General features: G+C 68.8%; 10 protein-coding genes. 4 read left to right on the top strand and 6 right to left on the bottom strand.

All coding sequences use genetic code 11. From position 1 onward, the window contains the following. Positions 1-49 precede the first annotated feature (49 nt). Positions 50-1,834: a nitrite/sulfite reductase gene (locus tag BCEP18194_RS29550; RefSeq protein WP_011354958.1), complete on the top strand. Its 1,785-nt coding sequence runs from the start codon at positions 50-52 to the stop codon at positions 1,832-1,834. After that, positions 1,831-2,265 carry a DUF934 domain-containing protein gene (locus BCEP18194_RS29545; RefSeq protein ID WP_011354957.1) on the top strand — a complete coding sequence of 145 codons (435 nt, stop codon included), beginning with the start codon at positions 1,831-1,833 and terminating at the stop codon, positions 2,263-2,265. The genes BCEP18194_RS29550 and BCEP18194_RS29545 overlap by 4 nt, the downstream gene beginning before the upstream one ends. A 78-nt stretch (positions 2,266-2,343) precedes the next feature. Here BCEP18194_RS29545 and BCEP18194_RS29540 read toward each other — a convergent pair whose 3' ends face one another. The 4 genes from BCEP18194_RS29540 to BCEP18194_RS29525 form a co-directional block, all read right to left on the bottom strand. Continuing rightward, positions 2,344-3,624: a virulence factor family protein gene (locus BCEP18194_RS29540; RefSeq protein ID WP_011354956.1), complete on the bottom strand. Its 1,281-nt coding sequence runs from the start codon at positions 3,622-3,624 to the stop codon at positions 2,344-2,346. Further along, a complete protein-coding gene (mprF, locus tag BCEP18194_RS29535; RefSeq protein ID WP_011354955.1) occupies positions 3,621-6,215 on the bottom strand; it encodes a bifunctional lysylphosphatidylglycerol flippase/synthetase MprF in 2,595 nt (864 codons plus the stop codon). Before mprF ends, BCEP18194_RS29540 begins: the two co-directional genes overlap by 4 nt. Positions 6,216-6,643: 428 nt before the next feature. Next, positions 6,644-7,078, bottom strand: a complete 435-nt coding sequence (locus tag BCEP18194_RS29530) for a hypothetical protein (RefSeq protein ID WP_011354954.1) — start codon at positions 7,076-7,078, stop codon at positions 6,644-6,646. An 82-nt stretch (positions 7,079-7,160) separates the two neighbouring features. After that, the gene (locus BCEP18194_RS29525; RefSeq protein ID WP_041493554.1) at positions 7,161-8,075 is read right to left on the bottom strand and encodes a LysR family transcriptional regulator; all 915 of its coding nucleotides are present in this window, start codon (positions 8,073-8,075) and stop codon (positions 7,161-7,163) included. 95 nt (positions 8,076-8,170) lie between these two features. Here BCEP18194_RS29525 and BCEP18194_RS29520 point away from each other — a divergent pair, with 95 nt between their 5' ends. Further along, positions 8,171-8,608 carry a GlcG/HbpS family heme-binding protein gene (locus BCEP18194_RS29520; protein WP_011354952.1) on the top strand — a complete coding sequence of 146 codons (438 nt, stop codon included), beginning with the start codon at positions 8,171-8,173 and terminating at the stop codon, positions 8,606-8,608. A gap of 4 nt (positions 8,609-8,612) precedes the next feature. Then, positions 8,613-9,389, top strand: coding sequence for an SDR family oxidoreductase (locus BCEP18194_RS29515; RefSeq protein WP_011354951.1), 777 nt, complete (start codon positions 8,613-8,615; stop codon positions 9,387-9,389). Between the two features lie 59 nt (positions 9,390-9,448). Here the strand turns inward: BCEP18194_RS29515 and BCEP18194_RS29510 are convergent, their stop codons facing one another. Both BCEP18194_RS29510 and nirD read right to left on the bottom strand, forming a co-directional pair. Then, positions 9,449-13,636, bottom strand: a complete 4,188-nt coding sequence (locus BCEP18194_RS29510; protein ID WP_011354950.1) for a bifunctional nitrate reductase/sulfite reductase flavoprotein subunit alpha — start codon at positions 13,634-13,636, stop codon at positions 9,449-9,451. Positions 13,637-13,652: 16 nt separating this feature from the next. After that, positions 13,653-14,000, bottom strand: a complete 348-nt coding sequence (nirD, locus tag BCEP18194_RS29505) for a nitrite reductase small subunit NirD (protein WP_011354949.1) — start codon at positions 13,998-14,000, stop codon at positions 13,653-13,655. Positions 14,001-14,037 lie beyond the last annotated feature (37 nt).

Below are 14,037 nucleotides of genomic sequence, written 5' to 3'. Positions count from 1 at the left end.
TGTCCCGAGCCGCGCGCTCCGCGCCACGGCTCCTCTCGCGTATCACGTCATGTATCGATATACCGTTTTCGACCGGGCGCTCGTGCACAGCCGCGCCGCCCAGTTTCGCGACCAGCTCGAACGCTGGCAGCACGGCACGCTCAGCGAAGACGCGTTCCGGCCGCTGCGCCTGCAGAACGGCTGGTACGTGCAGCGCCACGCGCCGATGCTGCGCGTGGCCGTCCCGTACGGCGAACTGTCGAGTGCGCAGCTGCGCGTGCTCGCGCGGATCGCGCGCAACTACGACGTGCCGGACGACGCCATCTACCGCGCCGCATCCGACGCGCAGGCCCTGCTCGGCACACTGCGCCTGCCGACCCGCAGCGCGCACTTCACGACGCGCACCAACGTGCAGTTCAACTGGATTCCGCTTGCGAAAGCGGCCGACGTGATGGACCTGCTCGCGACCGTCGACATGCACGGCATCCAGACGAGCGGCAACTGCATCCGCAATATCTCGTGCGACGAGCGCGCCGGCGTCGCGCCGGACGAGATCGCCGATCCGCGCCCGTTCGCCGAAGTGATGCGTCAGTGGACAACGCTGCACCCGGAGTTCGCATTCCTGCCGCGCAAATTCAAGATCGCGATCACCGGCGCGACCGAAGACCGCGCGGCCACCGACTGGCACGACGTCGGGCTGAAGCTCGTGCGCGACGACGCGGGTGCGCTCGGCTTTCGCGTGAGCGTCGGCGGCGGGATGGGTCGCACGCCGATGATCGCGACGCTGCTGCGCACATTCCTGCCCTGGCAGCACGTGATGAACTACATCGAGGCGATCGTCCGCGTGTACAACCGCTACGGACGGCGCGACAACAAGTACAAGGCGCGCATCAAGATCCTCGTGAAGACCGAGGGACAGCGCTACATCGACGACGTCGAGGAGGAGTTCCGCCAGATCGTCGATCACGACGGCGGGCTGCACACGATTCCGCAGGTCGAGTTCGACCGCGTCGCTGCATCGTTCGTCCCGCCGCGGCTCAAGCCGCGCACGGCCAGCCTGCGCGATGCGAACCAGCGCCTCTCCGCCCAGGCGGCACGCCATCCGGCCTTTGCGCGCTGGCTCGCACGCAACGTGGCCGACCACCGCGACCCGGCGCTGCGCATCGTCACGCTGTCGTTCAAGCGCCGCCTGCAGGCACCGGGCGACGCGTCGCCGGACCAGCTCGACGCGCTCGCCGATCTCGCCGACCAGTTCTCGGCCGGCGAGGCGCGCGTCACGCACACGCAGAACGTAGTGCTGCCGTGGGTGCATGTCGACGACCTGTTCCTGCTGTGGGAAAACGCGCGCGCGATCGGGCTCGCCAGCGCGAACGTCGGACTCCTGACGGACATGATTGCGTGCCCGGGCGGTGACTTCTGCGCGCTTGCGAATGCACGCTCGATCCCGATCGCCGATGCGATCGCCGAGCGCTTCCAGGATCTCGACATGCTGCACGACGTCGGTGACATCGACCTGCACATCAGCGGCTGCATCAACTCGTGCGGCCATCATCACAGCGGCCACCTCGGCATCCTCGGCGTCGACAAGGACGGCGCCGAGTGGTACCAGGTCACGCTCGGCGGCTCGGACGGCTCGACCGCGAGCGGCCCCGCGCGGCCGGGCAAGGTGATCGGCCCGTCGTTTTCGGCGGACGAGATCGTCGATGTCGTCGATGCGATCGTCAACGCCTATCTCGACGCGCGGATCGATGACGACGGCCGCAGCGAGCGATTCATCGACACCGTCCGCCGCATCGGCACGGAACCCTTCAAGGCCGCCGCGAACGACGCGCGCCATCAGGTGGAGCACGCATGACGCAAGCAGAGAATCCGACCGACCGCATCCGGCTGCTGACGCCAGCCGAACACACCGGCGACGCGCAGCAGCACGACGCTTTGACGCTGACGATCGGCAACGATGAGGAATTGCCGCCGCTCGCCGCGCAAATCGCGCAGGCTGCGCGCATCGACCTCGCGTTTCCGTCGTTCACCGACGGCCGCGCGTACAGCCAGGCGTACCTACTGCGCAAGCGCTACGGCTTCGCCGGCGACCTGCGCGCGACCGGCGACGTGCTGGTCGACCAGTTGCTGCTGATGGAGCGCACGGGGTTTTCGAGCGCGGTGCTCGGCGACGGCACCGACATCGCGGCCGCGCGGCGCCAGCTCGACCGGTTCACGGGCTTCTACCAGCACGATGCGCGGACGGCGATGCCGCAGCCGAACGCGGCAACGTCCGCCGGAAAATGAAACGGGCGGCCCGCAGGCCGCCCGTACGATGAACCGGAAGCTGCCGGCCGGCGCCGGCCGCGAAGCGGGCGCCGGCGTTCAGCGCGCCGCGACCGGCTTGCCGAACGCGCCGAGGATCTTCTTCTCGAGCGCGATGTAGTCGCGGCCGAAGTGGTGATCGCCCTGCGTCTTGATCACGTCGGCGCCCGTGTTCACGAGTGCCGGACACATCGTGTCCTTCTCTTCCGCACCATAGAAGCACTGCACGAGCTGCGGCGGCACCTTCGCGATTTCCGGCGCGACCTTCAGCGCCTTGTCGCTTGCGGGCATGCCGAGCCAGCCCGTCACGCGGATCTGGAAATCGGCTGCCGGCGCGAAGCCGAGCAGCGACATCACGGCGACCTTGTCGCGAAGGTCGGCCGGCAGCCGGTTGTATGCGAACGGCATCACGTCGGCGCCGAACGAGTAGCCGACCAGCGCCACGCGGTTCGCATGCCAGCGCGCCATGTAGGTGCGCATCACGCGGGCAAGATCGCGGCTCACCTGCGCCGGCGGCTTCTCGCTCCAGAAATAACGCAGGCTGTCGATGCCGACCACCGACACGCCATCGCGCTGCAGCGCCTCGGCGATCGTCTTGTCGAGATCGCGCCAGCCGCCGTCACCCGAGATCACGATCGCGAGCTGGCCGTTGCCGCCCTTGGCCGGCAGCTCGACGAGCGGCAGGTCCGACACGTCGAGTTCGTCGCCGCTGGTGGTGTCCCGCAGATGCGACGTGACGAGCGACACGAGCTTCGCAGAATCGCCCGTGGCCGCCGTTTCGACGAAGCCCGGCATCGCGCGGCGCACGATCGTCGGATCGGGCGGGCACGGCTTGAAGCGCGGATCGAGCTTGGCAGCCGGATCGACCGATACAACACCGGCGATCGTGTTCTCCGGCGCCATCGACAGGATCTGCTTCGCGATCGCGCCGCCCTGGCCCACGCCCGCGACGATCGGCGTGAAGTAGCGCGACGATTGCGCGAGGCGTTCGAGCTGGTGGCTGACCGCTTCGGCGTCGCCGTCGAGGTGGTGGCAGGTCTCCTGCTTCGCGGCGAGATTCATCGCATAACGCTCCGAATCGACACCCACCGTCATCGCACCGGCCTTCGCCAGCGCATCGGCGGCCTGCTGGTCGGCCGCATTCCAGCCGGCCTCACGCGAGAACAGCACGACGAAGCCGCGCAACGGCCCGCTGGGTTTGGTCACCGTCACGGGCCCATAGCGGCCGCCCGATACGGTTTCGGCCTTCACTGCGGCTGGCTGCGTAGCGCACGCGGCGCCGGCCAGCATCATTCCCGCGCAGGCGGCTGCCGCCCGCGCGATTCCCTTCTTCAACATCATGAGCGCCGACCTCCAGCCAGCAATGACAGATCCGCCAGCGTGACGAACACGCCGACCGTGCCCGAGGCCGCGAGGTAACGCGGCTCCCAGTGCGGTTCGAACTTGCTCTTGAATGCGCGCAAGCCGCGGAAGTTGTAGAAGCGGCCGCCGAAGCGCCAGACCATCAGGCCGATCCGGTGCAACGGCGACGGCATCTTCGCCGCCCCCATCCCCGAGAACGGCGCGATGCCCAGGCTCAGCTTGCGGAAACCCGCTTCCTTCAGATGCAGCGCGAGCTGCGTAAACAGATATTCCATCGCGTACGGCGACGCGTCCGGCAGGTGGCGCATCACGCCGACCGTCGCCTCGGTGTTGAGGTCGGTCGTCATGAACGTGACGAACGCGATCGGCTTGTCGGCCTGCCGGACGAGCATCACCGACTGCGTCGCCAGATAGCCGTCGTGGAACGCGGCGACCGAGAAGCTCTTCTCGCGCGCGTCGCGGCTGTCGAGCCAGCCGTCGGAGATATCGCGCAGCGCCGGCAGCGCGGCCGGCACGTCGCTCGGCGCGATCACCTCGACCGTCAGCGCGTCCTTGTCGCCGCGGCGCAGCGCGTAGCGCAGGTGCGAGCGGTTCGAGCCTTTCAGGTCGAACCGGTCGAGCGCGATATGCGCTTCCTCGCCGAGCTTCATCAGCGTGAGCCCCGCGTCGAGATACAGCGGCAGCGCGTTCGCGCGCACCTGGTAGAACGCCGCACGGCCGCTATGCGCGTGGGCAAGCGCGATGAACTTGCTGATCAGCGCCGGCCATTCCTCGCGCGGCCCGACCGGGTCGTGCAGCGCGGCCCACGTGCGGCCGTTCTTCGCATACATCAGGAATGCCTGGCGGGACTCCGAGAACAGGAACGACTTGTCGCCCATCAGCGCGAGGCCCGCATCGCTGCATTCCTGCGCGCGGATGATCCGTTCGGCATCCGACAGGTCCTGCTCCGCAGGCTTCACGAAACGGCCCGGTGCCGGGCGCAGCAACTGCCACAGCGCGAACAGCGCGACGAACACGCCGGACGCGAGCGTCGCGCGCAGCGCCCGCGGCGCACGCGCGTCGAACGAGAAATGCGACCACAGCTCGCGCGTGTACGGCACGTCGCGGAACGCGAAGAACAGCACCCACACGGCCAGCATCAGCACCATCGCGACCGACACGAACCAGCTCACCGTGAAGCGCTCGGCCAGCAGCGACGAATGGCGGTTGAAGCGGCGACGGCTGACGAGCAGCAGCACGAGCAGCGTGCCGAGCACGCCGGCCTCGACGAACGCGAGGCCCTTCGCCAGCGACAGCGCGAGGCTGGCGAGCGTCAGCGCGAAGGTCATCCACCAGGCGCCGTCGAGGCGGCGCAGCAGCCCGCGCGCGACGAACAGCAGCGCGACGCCGAGCACGCTGCAGATCACCTGCGAACCTTCGAGCACCCACAGCGGCACGAGGTGGCGCAGGATCGCGATCCGGTGCCAGAACGCGGGCGTCGCGCTCGAGATCACCAGCATCCCGCCGACCGCGAACGTCACGAGGCTCAGGAACACCGGCGCGAGCTGCGATACGCGCACGGCCTGCCGCGTCACGAGCCGGCGCCGCAGCGCGCGGCCTTCGAAACCGGCCAGCAGGCCGGCCGACAGCACGAGCGGCACGCCGAAATAGATCGCGCGATACGCGATCAGCGCGGCGACCATCGCGTGCGGCGGCACTTCGCGACCGAGCGTGAAGACCATCGCGGCTTCGAACACGCCGATCCCGCCCGGCGTATGGCCGATCATCCCGAGCAGCAACGCCGCGGCGTAAACAGTAATGAAGGTCGGGAAGCCGACCGGCGCGGCCGGCAGCAGCACCCACAGCGTCAGGCCCGCCGCGACGACGTCGAGCACCGCATAGACGACCTGCGCGACGAGATCGCGCCGCGCCGGCACGTCGAACGACAGCCACTTGAAGCGCGTGACGACCGGGCGCGCGGTGTTGCCGCACATCACGACCATCGCGGCCAGCACCACGAGCAGCGCCGCGCCGGTCCACGTCAGCACGCCGGGCGCGACGTGCAGCATCGCGGCGAGCGCTTCCGGCACGCAGACCATGCCGACCGCCGTCATCAACACCATCGCGAGCGCCAGCGTGCCGCTCGTGAACACCGTCATCCGGCCGATCTGCGCGGGCGTGACGCCCGACACGCCGTACACGCGTGCGCGCACCGCGCCGCCCGTCAGCGCGCCGAAGCCGGTCGCGTTGCCGAGCGCGGACCCGGCGATCGCGCCGATCCACAACGCGACGCGCGGCACCTTCGCGGCGACATAGCGCAGGCCGACCGCGTCGCGCGCGACGAGCGCGAGATAGCTGAGGGCCGTCGCGCCCAGCGACGCGCCCCACTCGCCGACGGACATGTGACGCAGCTGGCGGATCACCGACCGGTAGTCGACGGATTCCGACAGGTGCTGGAAAACCACGATCAGCAGCAGGCCGATGCCGAGCGCGAGCAGCGGCGACAGCACACGCTCGTGGCGGATCAGCGCCCGGACACGGGCGATCACCGCCGCGGCGCGGCCGGGCGAACCAGAGTGGCGGGAAGACATAGAGTGTTCAGTGGTGGTGCATAGCGTGTCGCGGCGCAAGACGGCCAGGCGGCGACGTATCTGGTTGTTCTGCGTGGGCGGTCGGCCGAAGGAAATGGCACACGGCGCCTGGATCAGAACTTACGAGTATACGGAATTTATATTACAGAATCTTTCAGGTTCGGATTGTGCGGTTTTGTGGCGCCTCGCACATCAAAATCGCATCAAAAATAGTGCGTCCGACGAACGCAAGGTGCGCATCATACCGGGAACCGTCACGGTTTTTTCATCGGATGAATGACCGGTAGCGGAATTGGGAGAAATTCTCCCGGTCGGGCTGCGTCGACGAGGACGGATTCACGGGCCGGCAGCGCACTTCAGAAATGGGGACGAGTTGATCAGAGTGGCGGGTGCCGACCGTCTCTCGCCCCGGGAACACACGGGCCCCATTACTTCGCCCGCTCATGCTCCCCCAACCCGATCGCCTTGTAGTCGTAAGTCGGATAGAACTCCGTCCGGTACGCACCCCACGCCGTATCCTCGAGCACGCGATTGACCTCGCGCAGCCGCGACGCCGGCAACCGCAGCACGACGATCTGCCCGATCCCCATCGTCACGGTCCAGCTCACCACCTCCACGCCCGGCGGCGGAAACGCCTTGTAGAAGCCCTGCTTCGCGAGTTGCGCATTCAGCTCGGCAAGCGGGCGCGACTGGTCGTGTTTCAGGAATACCGTGAGCAGTACCGCGTTGTCGGGCGTCGCGGCGGCCGAAGCGGCCGGCACGGTCGATGTCTGGCCGATGGCCGGTGCGCTGCAGATCGCGGCACCGGCCAGCGCTGCAGCGATTGCAAGGGTTCGGATCGGGAAAGGCAGGCATGCCGTCATGACGCGACTCCATAGCTTCTCGTGGCTGGAGCCGCCATCATGCGCCGCCGGACCCATCGCTGCAGTCGGCCGACCGGTACGATTATTCGTCGTCCGCGCCGTTTCGTTCGCGCAGCACGTCGATGAATGCACGCAGCTTGGCCGGCACGTGCTTGCGATTGACGTAGTACAGCCACATCGGCGGCAGCGTGCGGCACGCACCGGGCAGCACCTCGACGAGCGTGCCGTCGCGCAAATCCTGCTCGATCCGCTCGCGCATGAACGCGAATGCAATGCCGACACCTGCGCGCGCCGCGTCGATCACCGCGTCGGCGTCGTTCGTCACGAACACGCCGTCCGGATCGAGATCGACGTCGCGCTGCCCGTCACGCAACGGCCATTTGTGCAGGCGCCCGCTCTCCGAGAACCGGAAACGGATGCACGCATGCCGCTCGAGGTCGGCAATCGACGCCGGCGCGTCATACCGCGCCAGATAACCGGGCGACGCAACCAGCGCGCACGTCAACGCCGGCGCGATCCGCACGCCGATCATGCCCGGCTGCAGCCGATCGGCCAGGCGAATCCCCGCATCGAACCCGTCCTTCGCGATATCGACCAGTTCGTTCTCATAGCGGATCTCGAGCCGGACTTTCGGGTAGCGCTCGCGGAACGTGGCGAGCACCGGCGCGATCACGAGCGTCCGCGCCAGCGGCAGCGCGGTCACGCGCAACAACCCGTTCGGCTCGCTGCGCGCATCCTTCAGCTCGTCGCGCGCCTGCATGACCTGCCGGTACGCGGGCTCCGTCTGCCGCCAGTAGCGCTGGCCGGCTTCCGTCAGGCTCACGCCGCGCGTGCTGCGGTTGAACAGCTTCACGTTCAGCTCGCCCTCGAGCTGCCCGATCGCGAGGCTCACGGCCGCCGGCGTCAGGCCGAGCGCGGCGGCGGCCCGCGTGAAGTTGCCGGCCGTCGCGACGGTCATGAACACGTGCAGCCCGGCCATTGGATCGCGTCTGCTCATCATTAAAAAAACTTGAAACGCCTTCGAGCGGAATGCGGATTCTCCCATATACCGCAACTGCCTACACTGGCACTGTCATCCCACCGGAGCCTCGCATGAACCCGCTCACCGCCGCATTGCCGCTCGCGGCCGCCCGCCGCACGATCGACGCGGCACTGGCGCATGCCGCCTCGCTGCAGGTCGCCGGCATCGCCGTCGCGATCGTCGATGCCGGTGCGAACCTGCTCGCGTTCGCGCGCGCTGACGACTGCTTTCTCGGCGCGATCGATCTCGCACAACGCAAGGCGCTGACGGCGGTTCGCTTCCGCGCCTCCACCGGCGCCCTCGGTGCGCTGTCGGGCGACGGCCCGCTGCGCGGCATCGAACACAGCCACGGCGGGCTCGTCACGTTCGGCGGCGGCGAACCGCTCGTCGACGGCGACGGGCACTGCGTCGGCGCGATCGGCATCTCGGGCGGCAGCGTCGACGACGACACCGCGATCGCGCAGCACTGTCGCGACCGCTTTCCGGCAACCTTCCACTCCACAAGGTAAGCACATGGCATCGAAACGCATCCTCATCACCGGCGCTGGCACCGGCTTCGGCCGCGAAGTCGCGCTGCGCCTCGCCGAACGCGGTCACGACGTGACGGCCGGCGTACGCGTCACCGCCGAAATCGACGCATTGACGGCCGCCGCCACGCAGCGCGGCACCGCGCTGCGCGCGATCAAGCTCGACGTCACGTCGGCGCACGATCGCACCCGCGCGGCCGAGCTCGACATCGACGTGCTTGTGAACAATGCAGGCGTCGGCGAAGCTGGCGCGTTGGTGGACCTGCCGGTCGAGATCGTCCGCGAGCTGTTCGACGTCAACGTGTTCGGGCCGCTCGAACTCACGCAGCAGATCGCGCGCGGCATGCTCGCGCGCCGGCACGGCAAGATCGTGTTCGTGTCGTCGATCGCGGGCCTGATCACGGGGCCGTTCACAGGCGCCTATTGCGCGTCGAAGCACGCGATCGAATCGGTAGCCGAGGCGATGCACGCGGAACTCGCGCCGCACGGGATCAAGGTCGCGGTCGTGAACCCCGGCCCGTACAGCACGGGCTTCAACGACCGGATGATGGAAACGACGCGACGCTGGCACGATCCGGCCGTCCATACCGTGACGCCCGAGCGGCTGACGTTCCCGCTCGAACAGCACGACCCGGAGGAAATGATCGCGAAGATGGTCGACGTGATCGACAGCGACGGCGGCGCGTTCCGCAACCTGCTGCCGGCATCGTCGGAAGCATTCGTGCGCACCGAACAGGCGCACGCGTGGGAGCGGCAGCAGTAACCTGCCGGCAGAGCGACGGAGCGACGGAGCGACGGATGGCACGCCGCCGCTCCGCGCGTTCAGTACACGTCCCGCATGTAGCGTCGCGCCTTCGAAAGCCGCGCGACGTAGTCGTTCGCGGCTTCGTCCGACATGCCGCCGTGCTCGGCGACCACCGCCTTCAGCGCCGTGTCGACGTCCTTCGCCATCCGCGCGGCATCGCCGCACACGTAGAAGTGCGCGCCTTCCTCCAGCCACGCGAACAGCTCGGCACCCTGCTCGCGCATCCGGTCCTGCACGTAGATCTTGTCGGCCTGGTCGCGCGAGAACGCGAGGTCGAGCCGCGTCAGGAAGCCGCTGTCGTGCATCGCGCCCAGTTCGTCGCCGTAGTAGAAGTCGGTCTGCGCGTGCTGCTCGCCGAAGAACAGCCAGTTGCGCCCGCGCGCGCCGCGTGCCTGCCGCTCGTGCAGGAAGCCGCGGAACGGCGCGACGCCGGTACCGGGGCCGACCATCACGATCGGCACGTCGCCGTTCACCGGCGGCCGGAAATGCGCGGACTTCTGCACGAACACCGGCACGCGGCCGTCGTCCGCGCGATCGGCGAGGAACGTCGACGCCACGCCTTTGCGTGCGCGCCGGCCGTTGTGATAGCGCACGGCCGACACGGTGAGGTGGATCTCGCCCTGGTGCGCGCTCGGGCTCGATGCGATCGAATAGAGACGCGGCTGCATGCGCTTGAGCATCCCGACCAGCTCCGTGCCCGACAGCTCGACCGGAAACTCGTGCAGCACGTCCGCGAGCTGCTGCCCCCACAGCCATTGCTTCAGGTCGCCCTTGCGCTCGTCGCCGAGCAGCGACTTCAGCGCGCCGTTCGCGCTGCGCGACGCGATGAAGGCAAGCGTGTCCGGATGCGGGCGCGTGATGTCGAAGTGACGCGCGAGCGCGTCGCCGAGGCGCACGTCGCCGACGCCCGCCACCGACACGGGTGAGTCGGCCTTCAGCGCGGTGACGGACAGCAGTTCGTCGACCAGCTCCGGGCAGTTGGTCGGCCACACGCCGAGCGCGTCGCCGGTTTCGTATTCGAGGTTCGCGCCTTCGGTCGACAGCGACACGCAGCGCGTATCCTTGGCCGCGCCCGGACGGTTGAGCCGCAGGTTCGCGACCAGCTTCGACGGCGCCGGATGCGCCTTCGTCGGCAACAGCCCCGACGGGCTCATCCCGCCGGTCGGCACCGCGTGCAGCGCGGCGTCGGCCTCCTTGATCCGCGCGACGACGCGTTCGAGCCACTGGTCGGCGTCGCGCTGGAATTCGACGTCGCAATCGACGCGTGCACAGAGACGCGCCGCGCCGAGTTCCGCGAGCCGCGCGTCGAGCCGGCGGCCGTGGCCGCAGAACTGGTCGTAGTTGCGATCGCCGAACGCGAGCACCGCGAAGTGCACGCCGTCGAGGCGCGCGGCGCTGCCGGCCTGCAGCGCTTCCCAGAATTCGCTGCCGTTGTCGGGCGCATCGCCGTCGCCGAACGTGCTCGTCATCAGCAGCACGTATTGCGCACCGGCGAGCGACGCCACCGGATAGTCGGACATGCATGCGGTGCGGATCTCGAAGCCCGCGTTCATCAGTTGCGTCGCGTAATCCTCGGTCAACGATTCGATGTTGCCGGTCTGCGATGCCCACAGCAGCACGACCTTCGGCCGCGTGCGCACGATCCGCACGCCACCGGACGCGCCGGCATCGGCCGGCAGCGCGGGCGCCGCGGCACCCGGCACACTCGCGGGCAGCGAGCGGCTGAACAGCCCGGCCAGCATGCCGTCGAGCCAGAACCGCACCGGCGGCGTGAGCGGCGCGGCAGCCGGCAGCACGGGCACGCTGCCCTCGCGCTTCCCGGCGCTCGCCTTCAGCCCGCTGACGAGGCCGGCCACGTACAGCCGTTCAGTGTCCGTCAACGGCGGCGGCGCGAGGTCGGCCACGCCGAGCGCGGCCGCGAAAGTGTCGATGTCTGCCATGTCGGATTCCTGTGAAGCGGTCGCCTGCGTCATCACCGGCGCGGGCCGCACGTCGTCGGCGCGTGCGTCGGGTTGCGCCGTCTCGTCGTCGGCGGACGCGAACGCATCGGTCTCGACGCGCCGCAGCGCGACCGCGCAGTATTTCAGTTCGGGTTGCTGCGATTCGGGATCGATCGCGTCGTTCGTCACCGCGTTGATGCACAGGTCGTCGCCGTACACGTCGTTCCAGTGCATCGGCGCGAAGCAGTTGCCGCGCTGCACGCGCTCGGTCACGACCGCCGGCAGCACCGCGCGACCCCGCGCCGAGCGGATCTCGACGCTGTCCTTCGCGGCGATGCCGAGCGCGCTCGCATCGTCCGGGTGCAGCTCGACGAACGGGCGCGGGTTGAGCTTGTTCAGCATCGCGACCTTGCCCGTCTTCGTCATCGTGTGCCATTGATGCTGCAGGCGCCCGGTGTTCAGCACGATCGGGAACGTGTCGTCAGGCAGCTCGGCCGGATCGACATGCGGCCGCGCGAAGAAGCGCGCCTTGCCCGACGGCGTCGGGAACGCGAGGCGCGGTGCGTCGTTGCCGTCGGCGGCCGGGCGCAGCGTCTGGCTCACGCCGTCGTTCAGGTAGCGGATCGGGTGGCGCTCGCGCGCGGTGCCCGGCGCGACCGGCCACTGCACGGGCCCGTCGCGCAACGCCGCATGGCTCGCGCCGCGCAGGTCGTAGCCGGTCGCCGGATTCGAGAAGCGGACGATCTCGTCGAACACGTCGGCCGCCGACGCATAGTCGAACGCATCGCCGAAGCCCATCGCGCGCGCGACTTCCGCGACGATGCGCCAGTCGGGCAGCGCGTCGCCCGGCGGTGCGACCGCCGCGCGCATCAGCGTCAGGTTGCGCTCGGAGTTGATCATCACGCCGTCACCCTCGGCCCACAGCGCGCCGGGCAGCAGGATGTCGGCATAGCGATTGGTCTCGGTGTCGAGGAACGCGTCCTGCGCGATCACGAGCTCGGCGGCCTGCAACCCGGCGATCACGTTCTGCCGGTTCGGCACCGTCGCGACCGGGTTCGTGCAGATGATCCAGCATGCCTTGATGTCGCCGGCCGCCATCCGCGAGAACATGTCCACCGTGCCTTGCCCCGTCTCCTTGCGCAGCGTGCCGGCCGGCACGCGCCACAGGTTCTCGACGAAACGGCGGTCGTCGTCGGACGCCACCGAGCGCTGGCCCGGCAGCCCGGGGCCCATGTAGCCCATCTCGCGCCCGCCCATCGCGTTCGGCTGGCCGGTCAGCGAGAACGGGCCGCTGCCGGGGCGGCAAATCCTGCCCGTCGCGAGATGCAGGTTGCAGATCGCGTTGGTGTTCCACACGCCGTGCGTGCTCTGGTTGAGCCCCATCGTCCAGCAGCTCATCCACTCCTGCGCGTCGCCGATCCATTGCGCGGCCGTGCGCAGGTCGGCTTCCGCGAGCCCGGTGATTTCCGCGACACGCTCGGGCGTGTAGTCGGCGAGGAACGCGGGCATCGCGTCCCAGCCTTCGGTGTACGCGTCGATGAACGCGGCATCGGTGCGGCCGTTCGCGTGCAGCAGGTGCAACAGCCCGTTGGTCAGCGCGAGATCGGTGCCCGGCCGGATCTGCAGGAACAGGTCGGCCTTGTCGGCCGTGCCGGTGCGGCGCGGATCGACGACGATCAGCTTCGCGCCGGCCTTTACGCGATCCATCATCCGCAGGAACAGGATCGGATGGCAGTCGGCCATGTTCGCGCCGATCACGAAGAACAGGTTCGCGCGATCGAAATCCTGGTACGACCCGGGCGGGCCGTCCGCGCCGAGCGACTGCTTGTAGCCGGTGCCCGCGCTCGCCATGCACAGGCGCGAGTTCGACTCGATGTTGTTGGTGCCGACGAAGCCCTTCGCGAGCTTGTTGACGAGGTATTGCGCCTCGATCGACATCTGCCCCGATACGTAGAACGACAGCGCGTCGGGCCCGTACGTATCGAGCACCGTACGCAGGCGGCGTGCGGTCTCGGCGATCGCGTCGCGGCCCGACAGCGGTACCAGGTCGTCCTCGCGCGCCCGGCGCACGAACGCGCGGTCAAGCCGGCCCGAGCGGCGCAACGCGACGTGCGCCGACGAGCCCTTCGTGCACAGCCGCCCGAAGTTGGTCGGATGGTCGGAGTCGCCGGACACCTTGACGACTTCGCCTTCCTCGACGTGCAGCACCATCCCGCAGCCGACGCCGCAGTACGGGCACACGCTCTTGACGGGGGTGGCGGTCATGCGCGCTCCGGGGCTCTCAGGCTGCGATCCACACGAAACCGTCCTCGACCCGCGACGGATACGCGCTCACCGACTGCTCGGGCGCCTCGAGGCATTCGCCGGTGCGCAGGTCGAAATGCTGCTTGTACAGCGGCGACGCGACGACGACGCGCTCGCCGAGGCTGCCGATCAGCCCGCGCGACATCACGGCCGCCTGCGACACGGGATCGACGTTGTCGATCGCGAACACGCCGCCTTCTTCGGCATGCGCGACGTGAAAAACCGCAACCTGCTCGCCGTTGACGAGGGCACACACGCCGGTGTTCGGCACGATGTCGTCGAGCGGGCACACGCGGGTCCAGGACAACGGAAGACGATCGTTCATGATGGGCTCCTTGGAAAAGACGCTGGTGTCGGTCAGG

Source organism: Burkholderia lata, assembly GCF_000012945.1.
Taxonomy (GTDB): Bacteria; Pseudomonadota; Gammaproteobacteria; order Burkholderiales; family Burkholderiaceae; genus Burkholderia; species Burkholderia lata.
The sequence above is the reverse complement of the archived record's forward strand: the minus strand, read 5'-3'. Positions and strand labels throughout refer to the sequence as shown.